19 protein-coding genes are annotated in these 22346 nt (G+C 54.8%); 10 read left to right on the top strand and 9 right to left on the bottom strand.

What is annotated here, in order from left to right; genetic code table 11:
- Positions 1–196 precede the first annotated feature (196 nt).
- Positions 197–1537, top strand: coding sequence for a YjiH family protein (locus Q1K07_RS06425; protein WP_300309284.1), 1341 nt, complete (start codon positions 197–199; stop codon positions 1535–1537).
- 138 nt (positions 1538–1675) lie between these two features.
- Here Q1K07_RS06425 and map read toward each other — a convergent pair whose 3' ends face one another.
- The 3 genes from map to hutC form a co-directional block, all read right to left on the bottom strand.
- Positions 1676–2464, bottom strand: coding sequence for a type I methionyl aminopeptidase (gene map, locus Q1K07_RS06430; RefSeq protein ID WP_300309285.1), 789 nt, complete (start codon positions 2462–2464; stop codon positions 1676–1678).
- A complete protein-coding gene (locus tag Q1K07_RS06435; protein ID WP_300309286.1) occupies positions 2457–2666 on the bottom strand; it encodes a ParD-like family protein in 210 nt (69 codons plus the stop codon). Before Q1K07_RS06435 ends, map begins: the two co-directional genes overlap by 8 nt.
- Positions 2667–2910: 244 nt before the next feature.
- Positions 2911–3624, bottom strand: a complete 714-nt coding sequence (gene hutC, locus Q1K07_RS06440; RefSeq protein ID WP_300309287.1) for a histidine utilization repressor — start codon at positions 3622–3624, stop codon at positions 2911–2913.
- 70 nt (positions 3625–3694) lie between these two features.
- On the opposite strand from hutC, the gene Q1K07_RS06445 reads away from it, so the two are divergent.
- Positions 3695–4309 carry a DUF938 domain-containing protein gene (locus tag Q1K07_RS06445; protein WP_300309288.1) on the top strand — a complete coding sequence of 205 codons (615 nt, stop codon included), beginning with the start codon at positions 3695–3697 and terminating at the stop codon, positions 4307–4309.
- Between the two features lie 48 nt (positions 4310–4357).
- Here Q1K07_RS06445 and Q1K07_RS06450 read toward each other — a convergent pair whose 3' ends face one another.
- Complete coding sequence (locus Q1K07_RS06450) at positions 4358–4567, bottom strand: hypothetical protein (protein ID WP_300309289.1); 210 nt, start codon at positions 4565–4567, stop codon at positions 4358–4360.
- 365 nt (positions 4568–4932) lie between these two features.
- Positions 4933–6543, bottom strand: a complete 1611-nt coding sequence (locus Q1K07_RS06455) for a glucan biosynthesis protein (protein ID WP_300309290.1) — start codon at positions 6541–6543, stop codon at positions 4933–4935.
- A 200-nt stretch (positions 6544–6743) separates the two neighbouring features.
- On the opposite strand from Q1K07_RS06455, the gene Q1K07_RS06460 reads away from it, so the two are divergent.
- The 7 genes from Q1K07_RS06460 to Q1K07_RS06490 all read left to right on the top strand — a co-directional run bounded on the left by Q1K07_RS06460 (position 6744) and on the right by Q1K07_RS06490 (position 15090).
- The gene (locus Q1K07_RS06460; protein ID WP_300309291.1) at positions 6744–7805 is read left to right on the top strand and encodes an HlyD family secretion protein; all 1062 of its coding nucleotides are present in this window, start codon (positions 6744–6746) and stop codon (positions 7803–7805) included.
- A 103-nt stretch (positions 7806–7908) separates the two neighbouring features.
- The gene (locus Q1K07_RS06465; RefSeq protein WP_300309292.1) at positions 7909–8937 is read left to right on the top strand and encodes a DUF2955 domain-containing protein; all 1029 of its coding nucleotides are present in this window, start codon (positions 7909–7911) and stop codon (positions 8935–8937) included.
- A 218-nt stretch (positions 8938–9155) separates the two neighbouring features.
- Entirely contained in the window at positions 9156–9950 is a 795-nt protein-coding gene (locus Q1K07_RS06470) for a hypothetical protein (RefSeq protein WP_300309293.1), read from the top strand.
- A gap of 190 nt (positions 9951–10140) precedes the next feature.
- Entirely contained in the window at positions 10141–10758 is a 618-nt protein-coding gene (locus tag Q1K07_RS06475) for a hypothetical protein (protein WP_300309294.1), read from the top strand.
- A 348-nt stretch (positions 10759–11106) separates the two neighbouring features.
- Positions 11107–11325 (top strand): hypothetical protein, encoded by a 219-nt coding sequence (locus tag Q1K07_RS06480; RefSeq protein WP_300309295.1) that lies wholly within the window; start codon positions 11107–11109, stop codon positions 11323–11325.
- 367 nt (positions 11326–11692) lie between these two features.
- On the top strand, positions 11693–13378 hold the full coding sequence (gene aspT, locus Q1K07_RS06485; protein WP_300309296.1) for an aspartate-alanine antiporter: 1686 nt from the start codon (positions 11693–11695) through the stop codon (positions 13376–13378).
- Positions 13379–13497: 119 nt separating this feature from the next.
- Complete coding sequence (locus Q1K07_RS06490; RefSeq protein ID WP_300309297.1) at positions 13498–15090, top strand: bifunctional aspartate transaminase/aspartate 4-decarboxylase; 1593 nt, start codon at positions 13498–13500, stop codon at positions 15088–15090.
- An 85-nt stretch (positions 15091–15175) separates the two neighbouring features.
- On the opposite strand, the gene Q1K07_RS06495 is transcribed toward Q1K07_RS06490, so the two are convergent.
- The 4 genes from Q1K07_RS06495 to Q1K07_RS06510 form a co-directional block, all read right to left on the bottom strand.
- Positions 15176–15802 (bottom strand): CerR family C-terminal domain-containing protein, encoded by a 627-nt coding sequence (locus tag Q1K07_RS06495; protein WP_300309298.1) that lies wholly within the window; start codon positions 15800–15802, stop codon positions 15176–15178.
- Positions 15803–15805: 3 nt separating this feature from the next.
- Positions 15806–18925, bottom strand: a complete 3120-nt coding sequence (locus Q1K07_RS06500; RefSeq protein WP_300309299.1) for an efflux RND transporter permease subunit — start codon at positions 18923–18925, stop codon at positions 15806–15808.
- 7 nt (positions 18926–18932) lie between these two features.
- Complete coding sequence (locus Q1K07_RS06505; RefSeq protein ID WP_300309300.1) at positions 18933–20048, bottom strand: efflux RND transporter periplasmic adaptor subunit; 1116 nt, start codon at positions 20046–20048, stop codon at positions 18933–18935.
- Positions 20049–20385: 337 nt separating this feature from the next.
- Positions 20386–20637, bottom strand: a complete 252-nt coding sequence (locus tag Q1K07_RS06510) for a hypothetical protein (RefSeq protein ID WP_300309301.1) — start codon at positions 20635–20637, stop codon at positions 20386–20388.
- 714 nt (positions 20638–21351) lie between these two features.
- Here Q1K07_RS06510 and Q1K07_RS06515 point away from each other — a divergent pair.
- A complete protein-coding gene (locus Q1K07_RS06515; RefSeq protein WP_300309302.1) occupies positions 21352–22344 on the top strand; it encodes a hypothetical protein in 993 nt (330 codons plus the stop codon).
- Positions 22345–22346 lie beyond the last annotated feature (2 nt).

A 22346-nucleotide genomic window follows, 5' to 3' on the forward strand; every position in this document is an offset into this window, starting at 1 on the left:
AAGCAATAAATCACCTGAGAGTGTGATGCGGCCATCACTGAAAAAATCAATAAATATCAGTAATAATAAATAGATGGGATTGATTTTATGGTTTTTGTGCTACTAAGGTCTAGAGGGTGTCGGCAGCATGAAAAGAGACCTGAAAGCCATAATGGTATATACAAATAGAGCATTCCTTTATTTTGAGGTAACACCCATGGCCGCTTCTCCCGGGGCTAAGTCCGACGCACAGGCGACTGACAGCAAGACGCCTGCTGTGACGACACTGAAATTGCTGATTCCAAGCCTGATTGGCATCTTCATTTTCTTCATACCCATCACGATTGCAGGGCGAGCAACGATCCCTCTGGATCACCTTGTTTCGGCTGCCAAGCAGTTGCTTGGGCCTTATAGCGGCCTTTATGCCCTGATATTGATCGTGGCGGGGGCACTATATCCCTTGATCACTGGCCGTTGGCGACGCAGTACAGCGGACATGGTGTTCAGTCTGCTCAAGGCAATAGGCGTGGTAGCGGGCGTGATGGCGTACACCGGTGCAGGGCCTGAGGTATTGCAGCAGCCGGACATGCTGCCGTTCCTGTTCGACAAGCTGGTGATCCCGGTGGGACTGATTGTGCCGATCGGAGCAATCTTTCTGGCGTTGCTGATTGGATATGGCTTGCTGGAGTTGGTGGGGATTCTGGTGCAGCCTGTGATGCGGCCGATCTGGAAGACCCCCGGGAGAAGTGCTATTGATGCGGTGGCGTCTTTCGTCGGCAGCTATTCGATCGGGCTGTTGATCACCAACCGTACCTATCAGGCTGGGCAATATTCGGCAAAGGAAGCCGCCATCATTGCGACAGGGTTCTCTACCGTCTCGGCACCTTTCATGATCATCGTGGCCAAGACGCTGGGGCTGATGGACGTGTGGAACCAGTATTTCTGGCTGACATTGGCCATTACTTTCGTCGTTACCGCCATCACTGCCCGTTTGTGGCCGCTGTCATCCATGGACCGTACGCTTGACGATGCCGAGCCCGAGGCCAAGCAGGGCCAGCGCTTGAAGCTGGCCTGGCATACCGGCCTGAACGTGGCGGCTGGCGCGCCAAGCCTGGCACGTGGGGTATGGAACAACCTGCGTGAAGGCCTGCTGATGGCCATTGCCATTCTGCCATCGATCATGTCGGTAGGGTTGATTGGGCTGCTGCTGGCCAAGTACACCCCGCTGTTCGATTGGCTAGGGTGGCTGTTCTATCCGCTGACGGCGCTATATGGTATCGAGCATGCTCATGAACTGGCCCAGGCCAGTGCTGCGGGATTGGCCGAAATGTTTTTGCCTGCACTGTTGCTCGGTGGAGAGGGCAGCAGTATCGACTTTGTTGCACGTTTCGCAGCCGGCGTCGTATCGGTTTCCTCTATCCTGTTCTTCTCGGCCTCGATTCCTTGCATCCTGGCGACCAGTATTCCGATTTCCATCACCCGCATGATCGTCATCTGGTTCCTGCGCGTTTTGTTCAGTCTTGCGCTGGCCATTCCTGCGGCGATGCTGGTGCAATAGCCAGGGGCTGGCGCCATATGAAAAGCCGGCTTCGGGAGTTTTCCCGAAGCCGGCTTTACTTGCATGAAGCACCTGCGTTTTTCAGGGCATGGTACTTGGAGTAGGGAGCTGAGCTATCTGGAATAGGGAGCTGAGCTATCAGATCAAGTCTGTATTGGCGTCTTCTTCGTCTCGTAGCGTCAATACTTCGACCCCATCTGCCGTCACAGCGACAGTATGCTCCCATTGTGCGGACAGTTTCTTGTCGGCAGTGACGACGGTCCAGCCATCACGCTTTATCTTCACCTTGGCCTTGCCTTGGTTGATCATTGGCTCGATGGTGAAGACCATGCCTTCCTTCAGTACGGCGCCTTTATGCGGGGTACCATAGTGCAATACCTGTGGCTCTTCGTGCATTTCTCTGCCAATACCATGTCCGCAGTAATCACGAACGACAGAGTAGCCGTTCTTTTCTGCGTGCCTTTGAATGGCGTGTCCAATATCTCCCAAGGTGGCGCCAGGCTTTACCATGCGTATGCCGGCCCACATGGCTTCATAGGTCTTGTCGACGAGGCGCCTGGCGAAGGGAGAGACGTCCCCGATCATGTACATTTTACTGGAGTCGGCGATGAATCCATTCTTCTCCAAGGTGATGTCGACGTTGACGATGTCGCCTGACTTCAAATGTACGGTCTCGGACGGGATGCCGTGGCACACGACCTGGTTGATCGATGTATTGAGGGAGAAGGGGAAACCATACTGGCCCTTGCTGGCAGGGCGTGCCTTCAAGGTTTCTGTGATGAATCGATCCGCAAGCTGGTCAATCTGCAGCGTGGAACAGCCTTCCTTGATCTGCGTATCGAGATAGGAAAACACAGAGGCGAGCAGGCGGCCCGACTCGCGTAAAAGCGCAAGCTCCTCCGGGGTCTTCAGTACGATCTCACTCACAAGACGGCTCCTCTGTCTTGTCGATCGCTTCAGCTGCCATTTGCTGACGCATGATTTCCGTGAATGTCAGGCTCGGATGAGCCTCGGCGAGCATGCCGACCCTGATCCAGTATTCCGCCTGTGCATTGATCGAGCGGACCATGACCGAGCTGGCCTTGCGAATTTCATCGTGCAGCTCGTTACTGATTTTTACGATACCCATCGTTGTCTCGATATATGAAATATATACGTATCGTATATATTTCATATTTAGTTAGCAAGAGAATGATTTGGAGGGTCAGTGCACGATGCAGAGCAAAATGAGAAAGGCTGGGGGAGAGGTGCCCGGATGAGTGGCCTCACGGTGTCGATCCTGGAATTCATATGCAAGGCGGCATGAACAAGCCACCAAGACAGTCTCTTTTTGCCTGATGGATGCGTCGTCTAACGCTTGATCCAGCTAGCGCCTAGTGAGTATCACGCCATGCGGAGCGTAACTTGTAGCGTTCGCCAGGGTGCGTCAGCAGGGCATAGCTGATCAGTTGATCGTGGGACCAGGTCCGGCGCGTCATCCTGAGACAGGGAGCGGATGTCGGAATCGACAGTTCCTGGGCGGTGGTTGCATCGACCAGCACAGCCTCGACGATGTGCTCGATATCGGTGATCGGCCAGGCTTCGATCAAGACCTGATGAGGCGTGATGGTGGCGAAGTCGATATCCAGATAGCCTGGGACATGGCGGGGATTGACGTAACGTTCTTCGAGTTGAATGGGGGTGCCGTTCTCGAGGTGCACGATCAGAGAGTGGAACACCTTGCTACCGTGCCGCATGCCCAACTGCAGGGCCACGTCTTCGCTGGCGTCGATAGCTTCCACCTGCAGGACTCGGTTAGTGTAGTGATGGCCGCGTCCACGAACTTCTTCGGCGATATTGTGGACTTCCACCAGGGAAGACTCGGCCTTGCGTTCAGTCACGAAAGTGCCGGCGCCTGGTTGACGCGTCAGATAGCCGCGCTGGACGAGTTCACGGATCGCCTTGTTGGCTGTCATGCGGCTGACATTGAAGTCTTCGGCAAGACGTTCTTCGGCGGGGATGCGATGACCGGTTGGCCAGTCGCCGTGCTGGATCCTGGAGAGAATATATTGCTGAATCTCGAGATAGCGAGGCGGCGTGCGAGCCATATAACATCCTGTCGTCGAATCGATGAATCACTTCCCTAGTGTAACCCAGCTCATATCAAAGACATGCACCATGACTCACGAGAATAATGACCATCTTCGTCTGTCCGCTCCTGCGGCCGTACGCAATCGAGAACCTATCGAGCAAGTCCTGGTCCGGGTACTGGACGATCAGGCGTACATCCTGGAGCTGGCCAGCGGCAGCGGAGAGCACGGGGTGTACATGACCCAGCGACATCCTGGATGGCGCTGGCAGCCAAGCGATATTTCACCGGCAGCATTAGCCTCCATCGAAGCCTGGCGAGCCTTTACCGGGAGCGTGAACCTGCTGCCGCCGCTGCGGCGCGACACACTGGAGAGCTGGCCGGATGAACATTTCGATGCTCTGGTGGCGATCAATCTGATCCACATTTCCCCCTGGGAAGTCACCGAGGCGTTGATGGCAAAGGCAGCCAGACATCTCACTCCCGGGGGAGTGCTGTTCCTGTATGGCCCTTACCGCCGCCAAGGCCAGCATACTGCGCCAAGCAATGCCGCCTTCGATGCCGATCTCAAGGCGCGTGACTCGCGCTGGGGAGTGCGTGACCTTGAGGCGGTAATTGCCGAGGCAGAGGCTCGTGGGATGGTGCTGGAGCTGGTCGATCCGTTACCGGCCAACAATCTGGCAGTGGTGTTTCGGAGGACGTGATGAGCTGAGACAGCTCACATCTGTGATTAGGCATCACTGACGCCAGGGTTATTCGGGCATTTCACCGGGCACTCGATACGTGGGCGCTTCAGACTCGACCTCGTCTTTCGTCATGGTTTCGTCACGTGTGGGCTGGCCCCACACGGTTTCCTTGTGCCCATCTTCCCAGGTGTAGGTCGTGCATCCGCCCAGGCCGGTGATGACGATCAAGGCAGAGAGCATCATGGGAATCAAAGCGGTGCGCTGAATCGTCGGCATGGTGTATTTCCTGTTAACAAGCATGCTGGGGCACCAACGCCCCTCTGAGGTTAAAAGATACGTTCATAAAATGCGTGAGCGAAATAGATGCATGAAAGCATATGAACGACAGCATGGTATATGCGCTCGAGCAACTCTATTGTCGACAGAGCAAGCCAAAGCAACATGCTGGCGGCCAGGCAAAAGTCGAGCAAGCAAGGAACGATAACACGGGGAAATGTGATTCAGTGGCAATTGGGCGATGAGGGGCCACAACCGTTTGGCGATCACGGGGGCCTGATCAAGCCGGGCTGACACATTCCATTGGCATGGATCCGATGGATCCATGCCAAAGATGATGCCGCGTCAGAGAGACTCATAATGCATCAGGGGTTATGCAGCTCTCGTTGATCGGCGGGCGGAGGAGTCCACTGATACATCCAGGTTTCGGAAAGTGCCTCGCCATTCTCATCGCGCAGATATAGACGCAAATCGATAGGGTCGGTGCTGTCGTCCGGTGGCACGACATCGAACATGGCCCGATAGCCTTGAATCGCCTCCAGCGGCCTGGCGGAAGTGATCTCGACCTTGCCGCGGCTGGCTTCGATCACGGGTTCTACCTGACGTTCAGAGCCTTCTTCAAAGGGGAAGGGGCCACCACGGAAATCAATGCTGAAGCGCCAACTGAAATATTCGCGTGGTTGACCAACGACGCCACCCAGGCCTGTGCGAGTGGCCACACAGCGTGATAGAGGAGATTGCTGTGGAGGAAGGTCGTACCAGTTCAGTCGGTAGGCATAGCGAAGTTCCTCGCCCGGTTGCGCGGGCTCGGCGGGGCGCCAATAGGCGACGATATTGTCGAACGTTTCGGTCTCGGTAGGAATCTCGACCAGATCCACGCTACCAGCCCCCCATTCCCCCCGCGGCTCGATCCACAGGCTGGGGCGGCGTTCATAGAAAATGCCATCGTCCTGGTAGTGATCGAAGTTGCGATCGCGCTGGACCATGCCAAAGCCCTTGAGGTTCTGGGCTTCATAGCTGTTGTAACGCAGCATTGGCGGATTGGTCAGTGGGCGCCATATCCACTCATCGTCTCCGGTATGCAGGGCGAGGCCGTCGGAGTCATGAATCTCCGGACGCCAGTCAAAGTCCTGGCGGCGGTCGTTTTCCCCGACCTGATACATGCTGGTGATAGGGGCGATGCCCAGTCGTTCGATGGCCTTGCGTGGATACAGGGTGGCATCGACGTCCATCAATACGCCTTCCATATCCTTGGTGAGGATGAAGCGATACGCTCCCGTCGTGCTTGGTGATTCAAGCAGCGCATGGATGATGACTTCTTCCTTGCCGTCGGGTTGCTCCAGCCAGAAACGCGTGAAGGTAGGGAACTCCTCACCTGAAGGTTCGGCGGTATCGATGGCTAGTCCCCGAGCAGACAGACCGTACTGCATGGTCTGGCTGACGGCCCGGAAATAGCTGGCGCCAATGAAGGAAGCAAAGTCACGCTGCCAGTCGTCCTTGTGATGAAGACGGAAGCCGGTGAACCCCAGGCGTTCTGACAATACATCGGCATCTACGCCAGAGTCACCCAGGTCGAACATGGCGGGGTCGTAGGCGATTTCCTGGGCGACACCGTCATGGACCTGGTAGATCCTGACCGGAGTGGTGAATTTCTCTCCCAGATGGAACATCTGTACATGGAACGGAGCGTTGCTATCGCTCCATAGGGCGTGGTCCGGACGAAAGCTGATTTCCAGGTATTCTTCCCAACTGAGGTCCTTGAGCTGAGGGGGCAACTGGCCTTCACGACTATGGTGTGGCTGTCCGGAAAGGTGACGAGCGAGTCCCTTGAGCCATGCATAATCGAACTTTTCCGGTTTTCCTGTCGTGGCGACGTGAGTGTCGGTGGCAGCAAGAAGAGGTGAAAGCGGCAGCATGGTTCCGCTCACGGCGGCAGTAGCGCTAAGGGCGGCCTTCATAAAGTCGCGTCGGTGCATTGCCAACATCCTTGGTTTGATTAGGGCTTTGAATGTCCTGTGGTGCGACTACGAAGATGGATAGAGGTTCCATTAAATCAAGATCATTTATTGTTAGCATGCTAAATGAATGGTAGGATAGCGCGCTTTTCATGCAATACATCATGTAATGAATGAACCGCTAGACAGGAATGTCCGGTTCTCGGCAAGGATCCTTGTGTATGACTCCCGACCAGCGTTTCACGCTACTGGTGCGCGTAGCTATTGGCATTTTTTGTGCGTTGTTCGCCTACTTCGTGGTAGCCGATACCTATATGCCGATGACTCCTGAAGCACGAGTGATGCGCCCAGTGATCAGAGTGGCCCCGGAAGTCAGCGGACCGATACAGGAAGTGGCCGTCAGCAATAATGAACATATTGAAGCAGGGGACTTACTGTTTCGTATCGACCCAGAACCCTTTCGTCTGGCATTGGAGCAGGCCCAGCTGGACTTGGAAAATGCCCGCCAGGAGAATGACCAACTGGCTGCGAGTCTGGCTTCCGCCCGGGCTGAGCTCGAATCGTCCCAGGCACGTGCGACGGAGCAACGCGCGGAACGCAACCGTGCTGAACGCCTGATCTCCCAGGGCAGTATTTCCCGTCAGCAGTTGGACTCGCTGGTGGCCAGTGATCTGGAAGCTCAGGCCAATCTCAAGGCAGCCCGAGCCAATATTCGCCGTATCGAGATAGAGCTTGGTGCTGAAGGCGATGCCAATCTGCGCTTGCGTCAAGCAGCCAATGCGGTGGCCAGGGCCAAGCTGGACCTGGTCCATACCGAAGTGAGAGCAGAGCACTCCGGTACCCTTGGCAACCTCCAGCTGGAGGTGGGCGCCTTCGTCACGCGAGGTCAGCCAGTATTGGCGCTGGTGACTGACAATCTGGATCTAGTGGCCGATTTTCGTGAAAAGAGCCTGCGCAAGGTCAAGTCGGGTGACGAGGCTCAGGTCATCTTTGATGGGTTGCCAGGGCAGATATACAAGGCCCATGTGGTCGCGAGAGATGCGGGTGTCTACGATGGCCAGTTGGCTGCCGATGGTACTTTGGCGGATATCCCAACAACGGATCGTTGGGTGCGTGATGCACAGCGTATCCGTATACATCTGAAACTGGACGATGCTTCTGACATCATGCCGCCCAGCGGTGCCAGGGCAACTGTGCAGCTGTTACCGGGGGATCATCCCTTGGCGCATCCGTTCGGCAGGTTCCAGGCGCGGTTAATGTCCTGGTTGCACTATGTTTACTAAGAGCATGTTTACTAAGTGCATGTCTATTAAGAACAGGTTTATTAAGAACAGGCCTGTCGAGAGCGGGTCTACCAACAAGGGTAACGGTGGCAATGGTGCGCCGGTGAAGACACCTGCTCATCACTTGGCGCCGAATGACCTGCGCCAATGCTTGAGGATCACTTTCGGGGGGGTATTGGGATATCTGGTCAGCCAGTTGATGGGCTGGAACTATGGTGTCTTTTATACCGTTTTCCCGATGTTCCTGCTCGGCATGATTCCGATATTGAACGGGAGTGTCGTGCGCCAGTTTCTGAGCAATGCCTGCCTCAATGTAATAGAGGTATCTCTGGTGGTCGGGCTGATGCAGCATATGCCCATTGTGATGACTGCTGTGGTATTTGCCATTTTCACTTTTCGCTTTTCGCTGATGGCAAAGGGGTCGTTGTTTCTGTTTGGTGCCAATGGGGTACTGACGCTCAGCATCATGTTCCATTTCGCCAGCTATCCCGATCTGGACATGTTTGATTTGCTGACCAACAACACCTTGGCCAGTTTTCTCGCTGTTGCGATTGCCTTTGTCATGCACGCAGTGTTTCCGGACGTCGCACCGCGTACACCGCCGCAACCGACAATCAAGTCCAAGGCATTGATTCGTCATCAGACCTTGATCGGCTCGGTCACTGCGACGGTTTCTTTCGTGGTCTTCCAGTCCCTTGATCTGCGCGACTCACTGTCGGCCCAGATGGCGACCATTCTTATCCTGTTTGCCTTGGGCTACACCGGAGCCAGGATATCGGCGCGCAAGCGTGCTATCGGCACCCTGCTGGGATGTAATTTTGCTTTGCTGATGCAGTTGCTGCTTTCTACCCAGAGCCAGCACCTGGCACTGGTGGTTGTGGCGTACACGCTGGGGCTTTTGCTGTTTGCAAGGGAACATGTCATCGAAGGTGCGGGGTCAGGCGTGGGTTTCGGAGGCATGACAACGATGGGCATCCTGTTTGGCCAGTATCTCAAACCCAATGACGACCTGGTGCTGGATGCGCTTTATCGATTCAGTTCCATGAGTGTTGCGCTACTTTCCACTCTGGTGGTGATGGCAGTGGTGCACCATATGCTCAATTGGTTTCCTGCAGTGTCCAGCGATGGGTGAGGGAGTAGAAGCGCAGGAGTAGAGGGAGATACTGTGCTTTAGCAGTAGTAGGCACATGGATTTCTTCATCCACGGTTGTGGCTATCGATCGAATCCTGTAGTTCATGGCACGTTGCCTGATCCTGGCCCATGCTGTTAACAGCATGGGCCAGGATCGACTCGCCGGTAGTTAGGTGGCAACAACCATGATGCGATGATAGCGATAGCTTGGAGATGGGATGATGTCTACTAATGGTTCCTGTGTGATGACTCAATTCTGCCAATTCCGCGCATTATTGACATGTATGGGAGTGTTCGGTGTTGCTGCGGTGGCATCTGCACAGGATGCCGAGACCACTGCGTCAGTGTATGTATGGGGGACCAACATCGATGAGTCACTCCAGCAGGCAGGGGAAGTCGAAGTCGATAATTCCACCGTATTCGAGAATCTTGATTTTGCCATCATGGGAGAACTGCTTCATCGTCGCGATGACTGGTTGTATGGCCTGGACCTGGTATACGCAGATATCGGCAAAGATGTCAGTGCCAGCGTACCGGTGCAGGATCCTCAGTCAGGTGGAGTCAGTGCGGTGGACGCTGATATCGACTTTTCCACCAATACAACGATTGTGCATGGCTCCATTGGCTATCGTTGGTTCGATGATGCTGCGTTGGAGCTCTATACAACGGGCGGTATTCGCTATACCCGTTTTGACTCCGAGCTGAAGGGCGAAATAGAAGCGACTGGTGCGGCTTACAAGACCAAGGACACCGAGAATCTTACAGATATCACGATTGGTATACGTGGCAAGTATCGACTGGACCCTAACTGGAGTTTTCCTTTCCTGGCTGATGTGGGCACAGGTGGGTCTGAAGTGAGCTGGCAAGCATTTGCTGCCGTCAGCTATGAAACGGGTCCACATATGTTCAGCGGCGGCTATCGCTACATGCAATGGCGTCTGGATGATGACAGCGACCTGCTGGATGAAGTGACATACGATGGGCCAGTGCTGTCATATTCCTATCATTTTTAAGTACATAAAGCCTTTGGCTATCAAGTCTACTTCTGCAGACTGAGCTCTGCATGGGTGACGAGCTTCTCCCTGTGCGGTCAATGGTCGCACTGTCCTCATTGGATGTTGATCCAGATCAATATACGCAGGACTATAGTCCCCATGAAAACTGTCACCGCCAGGTGGGACAACATTCAAGGGGGATGTTGGCATGCAAGATATTCTGACAATGCTACTGATTTACGCAGGCGTATGTATATCGCTTTATCAGTTCTATGATGTTTACTGTCGCCAGAATATGTCGGATGAAGAGAAGCGAACCGACTATGAAAAGCAAGAGTTCAAGGAACTATCCTTGAAAGCAAGACAGTATGCAGATACAGGTGCTGAATCTGGTTTCCTGTCAGCAGCGAAAAGCATCTTCGGCAGTAACCTTGATTATCGTATTGTGCTTGCAGCATTGTCTCGTGATCCTCAGACAGTCAGTGTGGAAACCCTGATTCGAAGAAAACGCCACATCGTCACAAATGGTGAAGTGAAGATCCGTCATGTGTTCGCATGGGTGACGAAACCTCCCGTCAAGGATACTCGTGGCTTGATGCTCGCACTGGTGGTCGCGTTCACCATCCTCGTATTGTTCCTGGGAGGTTGGAGCGTTTATACCATCGGTTATGAAGTTTCTATTCCTTCCCTTGCATGGCTGAACAACAATGTCTTGATCATGACATTGATTTATATGCTTATCGTGATGACGTACGCGGTTTCCCTTCTCGACGGCTACCTGCATGATATTTATCGCATTGGTCAGCTGAGAATGCGTCCAGCATGATTTCTTGTAAATACATCCCGATTTACGTTGACGGCTGTTCGGAGGAACCTTCGAATGGCTGTTTTTTGTTCTTGACCTGACTGTCATGACGAATTCTGACGTCGTGCCATCTTGCTGATGGTGAAGTGTCATGACCGGTCTGTCTTGGTCACTACATGCCTGGTATGGGTGTGCTGACAGCTTTAGGTGATGCGTACATCTGGCGTTGATGAAAAATTAATGAACGGTGTTTGCAAACGATGTTCATGTACTACTCTAAAGATAAGGGGTACCTGTTGGTAGAAGAGGGGACAAGAGCAAGGCGTCAGGAGCAATATTCCAAAAGCCACGCGAGGAGGGCTTGCCGCCATGACCACTATCAAAGATCGGTCGGTACACCATTGGCAGCATGTCCATGCAGATTGGTGGCAGGACGATCAAGGTAACGATATTCATCGAATCGAAACCGATGATGGCGCGGTGCTTTACCACTGCCACATCGTGGGATCATCGCTACCATGGAATGCCATAGCGACCAGCCTGGATGAGGCTATTGCCATATTCGACGAAGCAGAGTCGATAAGCTAGCTGAAACGACTTCAGCAGATGACCAGTTAACAGGGGAACGTTCCAGAGTAGCCTCTCATGGGTTGCCCATGATCTGGATAAGTTCTGGAAAGTGTTCTACAACAGTTCTTGTTGATATGAAAACCGTCACTTGGACAGCTCGTCAGGTGGCGGTTTTCTATTTGTCATCTTCAATTTACTGTTCTTTCAGTAGAAAGTGTTTTTCCGGTCAAGAAATGTCCATTGTTCTGACAAGACAGAACGGCCTTTCAGGGCGGTTGCTGCCTCGCCGAAATTATTCTATGCGTGATTATGCATAAAAATTCAGATGAACTAATGTTTATCCGTCGGGTTGTCTTCGCAAGATCGATAAACGGACGAGGATGTCATGGATTTCATTCAGGGAATATTGAACCAATCACCCGAAATTGCGCTATTTCTTTCTCTGGCAGTGGGTTACTGGATAGGCAAGTTTCGTTTTGGCTCCTTTCAGTTGGGTGGTGTCGCGGGCTCGTTGCTAGTCGCGGTGTTGATCAGCCAGTTGGGCGTGCAGATTGATTCTGGCATCAAGGCTGTCTTGTTTGCGCTGTTCATCTATGCCGTAGGTTTCGAGAGTGGTCCGCAGTTCTTTCGCTCGCTTGGGCGCCAGTCCATTCGGGAGATTCTCATGGCCGCGGTCATGGCCGTCAGCGCATTACTGACCGTCGTTGTCATTGCCCGTGTATTCGATCTCGACAAGGGACTGGCGGCTGGACTTGCTGCTGGCGGGCTAACCCAGTCTGCGATCATCGGAACCGCGGGTTCTGCGATAGAAAAACTTGGTCTGGCAGCAGATGAAGTACAGCGCCTACAGGGCAATGTCGCGATCGGTTATGCCGTGACCTACATCTTTGGCTCCTTCGGGGCGATCATCCTCTGTGTCAATGTCCTGCCTTGGCTCACGCGACGTGGTATTCGTGAAGATGCACAACAAGCTGAGGCCGAGCAGTTGGCGGGATTGCATGTTTATGGCGTTGGTGAGCAACCTGCCGCTCCGGAGCTGATAGGGCGCATCTACCAGGTCAGCCAAGGTGGGCGCAGTGTCGAGGCGATCGAATCGAGTGCATTCGGCGGGGCAGTGACGGTAGAGCGCATTCGACGCGATGGCGCTATCGTTGGTGTCGAGCCCAGCGTCGAGCTTGTGGAGGGCGATGTTGTATTGCTGGTTGGGCGGCGAGCGGGTGTAGTGGAAATCGGGGAAGGCCTGGGCAAGGAATTGCAGAATGCCGAGGATATGGATGTCGTCATGGTCAGCCAGGACATTGCGATTACCAACCCCGAGTTTCTGAAGCGTCCGGCTGGAGAGATCCTGGCCAAAACGGCGACAACACTGCGTCATGGCGTCTATATCGTGGGTTTGCGGCGTACTGGAACACCTCTGGCCCTGGACGCCGACACGGTTATTCAACCGGGTGATGTGGTCACGCTCTATGGCACGCCCAAGGACGTACAGCGAGTAGCCACGATAGCAGGTCCCATCCTGGCGCCCAGTGACAAGACAGACTTCGTGTTCCATGGCCTGGGTCTTGCCGTGGGGTTGCTGATTGGCTTGTTGGTTGTTCGTGCCGGCTCCATACCCCTGACACTGGGTAGTGGTGGTGGTGCCCTGCTGGCGGGTCTGTTGTTCGGCTGGTATCGCAGTCGTAAACATACCCTGGGCAACATGCCAACGGGCGCCTCTACGCTATTGCGCGATCTTGGTCTTGCCGGATTCGTCGTGGTGATTGGCCTGCAGACTGGCCAGCAGGCTGTCACGACCATCATGGATCAAGGCATCTCGTTGTTCTTCTTTGGTGTTGTCGTGACGGTATTGCCCCTCATGATCACCATGCTGTTTGGCTGGTATGTGCTGCGCTATGACAACACCGCCATATTTGCCGGCGCGTTATCCGGTTCGCGCAGTGCCAACCCTGCCTTTGGTGAAGTGCTGGATAAAGCAGGTAATTCCGTACCTACCACTCCCTTTGCGATTACCTATGCACTGGCAAATGTGTTCCTCACATTGTTAGGCCCACTCGTGGTGGCATTCACCTGATCGTCGAGTTTTCACCGGATCATCAAGCTTGATGGTCAGTGATCTTGATGGTTATTGAACTTGATAGTTATTGAACTTGAGAGTTGTTGAGCTTGATAGCCATGAAAAAGGAGGTCGACATGGCAACTGATTATCGTCGTTTCGCGAAGCTGAGTCCTTTTGAACTCAAGGATGAATTGATCAAGCTTGCCTCTGGCAAGGCTAACCGCACGATGCTCAATGCTGGTCGCGGCAATCCCAATTTTCTGGCGACCCTGCCTCGTCGTGCTTTTTTCTGCCTGGGGTTGTTCGCTACGGCCGAGGCAGAGCTTTCTTATTCCTACATGAGCGCGGGCGTGGGTGGGCTTGCCAAGATCGAGGGTATAGAAGGTCGCTTCGAGCGTTTTGTGGCGGAGCACCACGGTCAGGAGGGCGTGGCGTTTCTCGGGCGAGCACTGAGCTATGTGCGTGATCAGATGGGGTTATCCGCTGCTGAATTCCTGCACGAGATGGTCGAAGGTATCCTGGGAAGCAATTACCCCGTGCCCCCCCGCATGTTGAAAGCCAGCGAAGCGATCGTGCGCCACTACATCATCAAGGAAATGGTGGGAGGCGGTGTTTCCACCGAGACAACAGACCTCTTTGCCGTCGAAGGCGGCACGGCCGCCATGGCCTATATCTTCAATACGTTGAAGCAGAACGGCCTGGTTCGGCGTGGGGACAAGGTAGCGATCGGCATGCCCGTGTTCACGCCTTACATCGAGATCCCGCAGTTGGAAGAGTACGGGCTTGAAGAGGTCGTCATTCATGCCGATCCTGCCCAGGGTTGGCAATATCCAGATGCCGAACTCGACAAGCTCAAGGATCCGGAGATCAAGATCTTCTTCTGCGTCAATCCCAGCAACCCGCCGTCAGTCAAGATGGACGACCGTAGCCTCGAGCGGGTCGCATCGATCATTGCCAATGATCGTCCAGACTTGATGGTGCTTACCGACGACGTCTACGGAACCTTCGCCGATGATTTCCGTTCGTTGTTCTCGGTGTGTCCACGAAACACCATCCTGGTCTATTCATTCTCCAAGTATTTTGGTGCCACTGGCTGGCGACTTGGCGTGATTGCCACGCATCATGACAATGCCATCGATGCTGCGCTGGAGAGCCTCCCAGAGACCACCAAGCAGTCACTCGATGAGCGTTATGGCTCATTGCTTCCAGACGTGCGCGAGTTGAAATTCATCGATCGTCTGGTGGCGGATAGTCGAGCTGTCGCACTGAACCATACGGCGGGTCTGTCGACACCGCAGCAAGTGCAGATGGTACTGTTTTCACTCTTCGCCCTGATGGACGAGAAGGACAGCTACAAGCAGACGCTCAAGCAGCTTATTCGACAACGCGAAGCGGCGCTCTATCGTGAATTGGGCCTGGAGCCCCTGCATGATGGCAATGCCGTCGATTATTACACGCTGCTGGATCTTGGCGTCATATCGCGGCGTTTGTACGGAGATGCTTTCGCTGCCTGGATCGAGGAACGGGCATCAGCCGGTGACATGCTGTTCAGAATTGCCGATGAAACTGGTGTTGTATTGCTGCCGGGCAAGGGGTTTGGCACAGAAACCCTTTCCGGGCGAGCCTCGCTTGCCAATCTCAATGAATACGAATATGCCGCCATCGGTCGTGCGCTGCGCAACATGGCGGATGAGTTCTTTGAGGAGTTCAAGCGCTCGCAGTCTTGAATTTCTCTGCTACCCGGACACCGCCTGCGGGCGGTGACTGGGTAAGCGCGGTGACTGGGTAAGCGTGGTGCTGGCAGTCCGGTGGTCAGGCCGGCGAATCATACAGCCGCAGGTGCGAGGCAACAGCATCTTCAATCATCTTCAGGATATCGGTATCAAGAGTCTCAAGCCCAAGGCGCCTGAGCAAGGGCTCTCGGCCAATCAGGAAGAACACCATCTGGCCAATCAATGTGTGAACCTCGATGGTGACGAGCGGGTCATCGGCCTTGCGTTCTGTGAGAGTGGCAATCAGTGAAGACAGGATTACCTGAACAACACCAAACCCCTGCTGCTGCAGAATATCGAAAGCTTCGCTGGGGTGGACCTGTTCGCGCATGACCATCAACAGCCATTGGCGGCACTCCACGTCCGAGGCAAAGGTATAGGCCATGCGCCGCACGATGGTTTCGAGGAGCTTGCGCGCTTCCTTGCGATCAGTGGGTAGTGCAGGAAGCTGGGAGAGACCCAGACGTTCGCGTATGGCGCCAGCAATATAATGGGCGGCGGCCAGGTAGAGGCCATTCTTGTTCTCGAAGTGATAGGCGATGGAGCCGATATTGGCCTGGGCTTCATCGGCGAGCATGCGCGTGGTCGTCGCCTTGTAGCCATGCTCACCGAACAGGCGAATGCCAGCCTGGATCAGGCGCGTACGAGAATTGTCCTCGGTGCTCATGACTCACTCAGTCTCCGTGGTGTAGGCAGACCGCCGGGTATCGATGGAGAAGAACCAGGTATACAGCACGGGCACTACACCAAGGCTCATGATGGTGCCAGTGCCCAGGCCGAAGGCCATGGCGGCGGCCATGCCATAGAACAGTGGGTCGTGGCCGATGATCAATGGAAGAAAGCCCAATATGGTGGTGATGGCTGACATCAGGATAGGGCGCAGGCGTCGTGCCGAAGCCTTGATCACTGCTTGGTATTCCGGGGTGCCCGGTGCTGCCAGGCGCCGCTCGATATCGATGCGATCGATCAGCACAATAGCATTGTTGATAATGATACCGGCCAGGCTATACAACCCCAGCAGGACCATGAAGCCAAAGTTGGCACGCGTGGCCAGCAGACCCAGGGCGACACCGACGATCACGAGCGGAATGGTGGCCACGATCAGCAGGGGCCGCTTGAACGAATTGAACTGTGCCACCAGTAGAATGAAGATCACCCCGAGGCACAATGGAAGGTTGGCCTGCAGTGCAGCCTGACCTTCTGCCGACTCCTTGACCACGCCATCGAACTCGATCCAGTGCCCTGGAGGAAGGCTGGCCTCCAGCTTGTGCAATGCGGGAGTAACCCGTGGCACCATGTCTTCGGCTGTCAGGTGCTGGTTACGTCCCTCGATGGTGATGCTACGTACCAGATCTTCTCGATCGATCCGGTAATAGCCATTGTCGAGGTGCACTTCGGCGACCTGGCTCAGGGGCACACCATCGCCGGGAGGATCCAGCGGATAGATGGTCAGTGACTTGAGCTGCGTGAGGCTGGTGCGCTGCTCTTCGGCATAACGCATCATTACCGGGATGATGTCATCGCTTTCACGGTAGTGGCTGAGGTGGTAGCCATCGATCGCTCCCTGCAAGGATTGAGCGATATCTTCCGAGGTGATGCCCGCGTTGCGTGCCCAGGCCTGATTGACCTCGATATTCAGGGCCGGGATACGAGCTTCCCAACTGTTGCGAATGTCCCGGCTGCCTTCCACACCAGCAAGAATGGTCTCGACCTTCTGAGCGGATTCGAACAGCACCTCGCGATCCGGCCCCTTGACCTGGACCTGCAGCAAGGTGCTGTCCGAAGGGCCCAGGAACATGCGGGTGACCTGCGCAGAAATATCAGGTTGTCGAACGGCGAAATAGTGGCGGGTGGCTTGAATCACTGCATCGACCTGTTGAGGGTTGGCCACATTAAGGACCATGAAGCCCTTGTTGGGAGCTGGGTCGATGGGGGACAGCGACAGTACGAAACGTGGCCCCCCAAAACCTGAGTAGGCGGCAATGCTGGTGATGTCGTCCTTCAGGGCGGGGGCTTCGAGCAGCGCCTTGCTCAATGTGCTCATGCGCCGGTCGGTGGCATTTTCGGCGCTATCCGATGGGAAATCGATCGTCACCAAGACCTGGCTGCGGTCCGAATCGGGGAAGAACTTCTGTGGCACGAGTTGCATCATGGCGATGCCTGCCACCAGGGCGAGGGCAGTGATGATGAGGAACCACGATCGGTGATGCAACAGATGACCGAGCAGACTGGCGTAGCGCAGTGACATCCAGCGGAACAGGCGATCAGAAAGGTTGTTGAGGGTGCTTTCCTGCACTACCTGCTCATCTGATGCTGATGGAGCCTTGAGAAAACGATGGCATAGCGAGGGTGTCACGGTCAGTGACAGGAACCAGGAGCTCAGTAGGGTAATGGCGATGACGATCGAGATTGAGCGGGTATATTCACCGGCCACGTGTTCCGCCAGCATCAATGGCAGGAACACCAGAATGGTGGTCAAGGTCGAGGACAGCAGCGGTACGGCCAGCTCGCCGCCGGATTCCTTGAGCGCCTGATCTCGGTGCACGCCGGCTTCCAGACGGGTCTTGAAGTCCTCGGCAATGACGATGGCATTGTCCACCAGCAGGCCCAGGGCGATGACCAGTGTGGCCAGGCTGGCACGCTGCAGGGTCATCTCGCTCAAGCCCATGATGGCCAAGGTGACCAGCATGACGGCAGGGATGATCGAACCAACGATCAGACCAGTGCGCACTCCCAGGAACAGGACGACGACGGCTAATACAACGATCAGTGTTTGAATGACGCTTGAGGTGACACCATAGATGGCATTGGCCACCTGTTCGGGCTGGAACGTCATGATGTCGAGCTGGTAGCCCGCTGGCAGGCTGGCGCGGAGTTGGTCCAGGCGATCTGAGACCGCGCTTCCATAATCGAGTGCGCTTTCCCCTTCGAGCATGGAAATGGCGATGACAATCGATGGCTTGCCATTGAAATAGGCAGTGCGACTGGCCGGGTCCTGATAGCCGCGACGGATCTCTCCCAGGTCGCGCAAGCGCAGGGTTTCGCCGCTGGATAGACGTATCTCGGCGTTGGCCAGTTCATCGAGGTCCTTGAATTCGCCACTGACTTCCAGCGCCAGGCGTTGCTCTCCTGCATCCAGCACGCCACCGGGAGGGTAGATGTTGCGTTTCTGGAGTTGGGTCGCAAGATCGGCGGGAGATAACCCCAGTCTGGCCATTTGCGCTTCGGCGATATCGATGAATATGCGTTGTTCCTGGATGCCTAGCAGCTCGACCTTCTTGGTGCCGGGAATGCCGTATAGCGCACTACGAATGTGTTCGGCAATCTGCTTTTGTTCGCTTTGTGGAAAGTCGTTGGCGCTAAGTGCTGCGGTGACCACCGCGACATCGCCAAAGTCATCGTTGATGACAGGAGAATGAGTGCCTTCAGGCAGCTTGGCCTGAGCTTCCTCGACCTTCTTGCGTAGTTCGTCCCAGATCTGATCGAGATCGAAGTAACGATCCTGGATCTCTACATGCAGAATCGAACGGCCACGCATGGAAGTGGATTTGATGCGCTCGACCTCACCGATCGTACGAATGCTTTCTTCCAGAGGCTTGGTGATGTTCTCTTCCACCTGTTCCGCCGGCAGGCCAGGAAATTCGGTTGTCACCAGTGCCTCACGGATGGTGATGGCAGGGTCTTCGCTGGTCGGCATGCTGAAGTAACTGATCACGCCATAGAGCATGGCGACGATAGTGGCCAGATAGACAACGGGGCGACGTTGATAGGCGAGTTGGCTCAGGTTCATGATGGCCTCAGTTGTAGCGTTCCGGGCCCTCTCCCAGCAGGCTCACTGCCTGGCCGGGACGGACGAACTCAGTGCCTCGGGCGACGATGCGCTGGCCTGGGGTCAACTCGCCGCGCACCTTGGCACGCGCATCGTTGATGTCGACGACCTCCACGGCCACTCGCTGCAGCTGCCCCTGTTCATCAATTCGCAGAACATAGGCGCTGCGATCACTGGCGTAAGCCAGGGCAGTGAGTGGGATAGGAAAGCCCTGGGTATCGTCTCCGGCTGGCATATTGAGCAGGATTTCGATTCGAGCGGTCATTCCCGAACGGAGGCCCTCGATAGGTGATTCCAGCTTGAGCAGCAGCGGATAATCGTTGGAGGAGAGGGGCTGAGTGCCCAAGTGTGTCAGTGTGGCGGAGCTTGCAGCTCCACCCAGAGCGGGAATGCTGACCTGATGGTGAGAACCGATCACCAGCGTCTTGACCAATGCTTCCGGTACGCTGGCCTCTACCTCGAATCCTTCGCGATCAGAAATGGTCTGGAGGATAGGCTGGCCAGCACTGACCTGTTCCGATGGTTCGGCCTGGCGTTGAGTGATAGAGCCATCGAAAGGCGCAATCAGCGAGGTCTGTTTCAGATCACGTTGTGCCAGGTGACTGGCCGCAATGCTGGCCGCATGACGTGACTCGGCGCTATCCAGAGCGGCTCTGGCGGCATCGAGACCTGTCGCGCTGACATAACCCTTCTGTGCCAGTTGCGATTGGCGTTGGTAATCCTGGCGCTTCTCGGTCAGCACAGCGGCAGCTTCCCGGAGCTCTGCCTGGCGTTGCTGGGCTACCAATTGATAACGTTCATCGTCGAGGGTGGCGAGGACATCGCCGGCTGCAAACTTGTCGCCGGCTTTTACGCTCAGTTGTGCGATTTCGCCTGGAATCTCGAAGCCTAGCGTCGTGTTCTCGGCTGCCTTGATGCGGCCCGAGAGATGAGTCGTGGTGTCACCATTACCCGCCTGGATCTGATAGCTGGCCACTATCGTTGGCGTTTCCTGTTGCGGTGAAGTGTCTGGCGAGCACCCACCCAACAGCAGCAAGAAACCAGTCATCAGTATCCGGACCGAAGAGCGGTCAACGACAGACATGAGAGATATCCTCGTGGGAGTCGGCAAGAAGTATTCTGTGCTGAAAGAAGCGTATTAATCATTTGATTAAATCGCAACGATTAAACCGCAACGACAAGTCCATCATTGACTAAGTCGATACTGATCTAGACCCGTAATCTGCGCTAGACAGTTGCTGGACGCGATGACGGCTTATTTCTTCAGCTGGCAGCGGACCATTTCCTTGGTGTGCCACCGTGAAGGCTTCCTTTAGCCCAAGGGAAGAGGTAAAGAAGAAACCGCCGCTCGTCATGGGGGCGAGCGGCGGTATGGTATGTGGCTCGTCGTTGGAATGGCGAGCTGTGTGTGTCACCGAGTTTCAGATGCCGAGCAGTTCCTTGGCCTGTTCCAGCGCGGCCACGGAGGCATCATGGTTGCCTGCTGTGTGGGCTTCTTCACCTTGTGCGCGAAGCTCCTTCACTTCTTCAAGAGTGCTCTCATCAAGCTGGGAAACCGTGGTCTCATCCTGCAGGGCGTCATCAATTTCGCTCATCAACGATGGGCACATATGGGCCCATGCAGTAGAGGCAAACAGCATAAGTACCAGAGTGGCGAGCAATTTCCTGATCATTTCGACTCCTCCCAACAACGGTGGTAGGAAATGAAAGCATGCCGCCCAACGGGCAGCATGGCGCTTGTCCGAGCTTATGTCAGTGTAGTTTCCCTGGCACTTTTTGCTGCCTGCAGATCATGACAGCCTGAACGCAACGGTGTTGTCATGCATAAGGGCATGGTGGGTGCACTACACCCGCTGGTCGAATCGCATTGCCCCGTTCTCAACAAACATGTCTGCATCGATTCCAGTCATGTGTCCAGTCAGGGTGACTCGACTGAAGATGGCTCGGGTTCGAGGTGATGTCTTCATCGCGAGCATTGATCTAGAGCAGGGTGGCTGCTGGATGCAGTCTTTTATATATCTTGCCGATATAAATAAGCGTGCGTTTCTTTGTTGTCCAATTGTGAGTATTTCCTCTGTCTCATAAGAGGGAGTGGAAAGCATGAGCATCGGTTTTAAGGCCCGCGTGAACCGGAACAGTTGGAAATGGGGGATAAGATAGAGCAGTGCTGATGGGCCACATTCAATATTTCTCTTCATTTGTAAACCCTCTCTTAAGAGGGTGTTTACGTGCCAGGAAACTGACGCCTAGATTGAGTTAGATTGAACAAAAAATTGTCAGGTATGACGATTTTTCAGTTCAAGAAGTTGTGAGCGGGTATCAAGGGTTCGCATATTGTCGAACGCAGCTTTCGGGGCGTGAATGTGAAGCTTTCTATGAATGGAAAGATGAGAGAAATCAATCTGCCGGCATTTCTTGCCTTGACGGTTGCCTGTTTGTCTTCAGAGCCACTGCTGGCGCAAACAACCGACAAGGTAGAGCCAGCAGGCACGCCAGATAAAACCGCCTCTTCAGGCCCAAGCGCGGCCGAGTTGGAGAAGCTGGCTAAAATGTCGGCCAACCCGCTGGGTGCTGCATGGATGTTGTGGTTGCAAAATGATTATACCCATTTTGATGGCGATAATGATGCATTGAGCAGCAGTGGTGAATGGGCCAACACAACGACCTTCCAGCCGGTGATGTCTTTTCCGTTCCATGTCGGTGATGATGAATGGAACTTCATCATGCGTCCGGTCATTCAATATCAATCTTCACCGTATGAAGAGAGCTTCGGTCACGCGCTGAATGGCCATCCGGAGGATATTCCTGCATCCGACCTGGCCAATAGCAACTACCCGTTCAGCGGCCGTACCAGTGGCTTTGGCGATACTGCCTTGCTGACACTTGTTGGTCCCGCACGTGATGATGGATTTATCTGGGGGGTAGGTGCATCGCAGATATTTCCGACGGCAGAGGATGATGTGCTTGGCCAGGGCAAGTATCAGGCGGGCCCTGCCTTCCTGGTGGCATCATTGGCGCCCAACCCTGGTGGCTGGAACATAGGTGCATTGGGTCAGCATTGGTGGTCCTATGCCGGTGATGATGATCGCGAGGATACCAATCAGACCAATATTCAATACTTCCTGAATTATCGCCTGAGTGGTAAGGAGCTGATTGGCATGGCTCCGAACATCAAGATCAACTGGGAGGCGGATAGTGGCGAGAAGGTAAACCTGCCGATTGGTCTGGGCTACTCGGACGTCACCAAGTTTGGGTCAATGCCCGTTCGCTGGGGCGTGGAGCTTCAATATAGCGCGATCAAAGGTGATGAATTTGATGCAGACTTCAACCTGCGCTTCCTGTTCATTCCCATTATCAAGAACCCGTTTGCCAGTTATTGATA

Source organism: Halomonas sp. (assembly GCF_029263665.1).
Lineage (GTDB): Bacteria > Pseudomonadota > Gammaproteobacteria > Pseudomonadales > Halomonadaceae > Halomonas.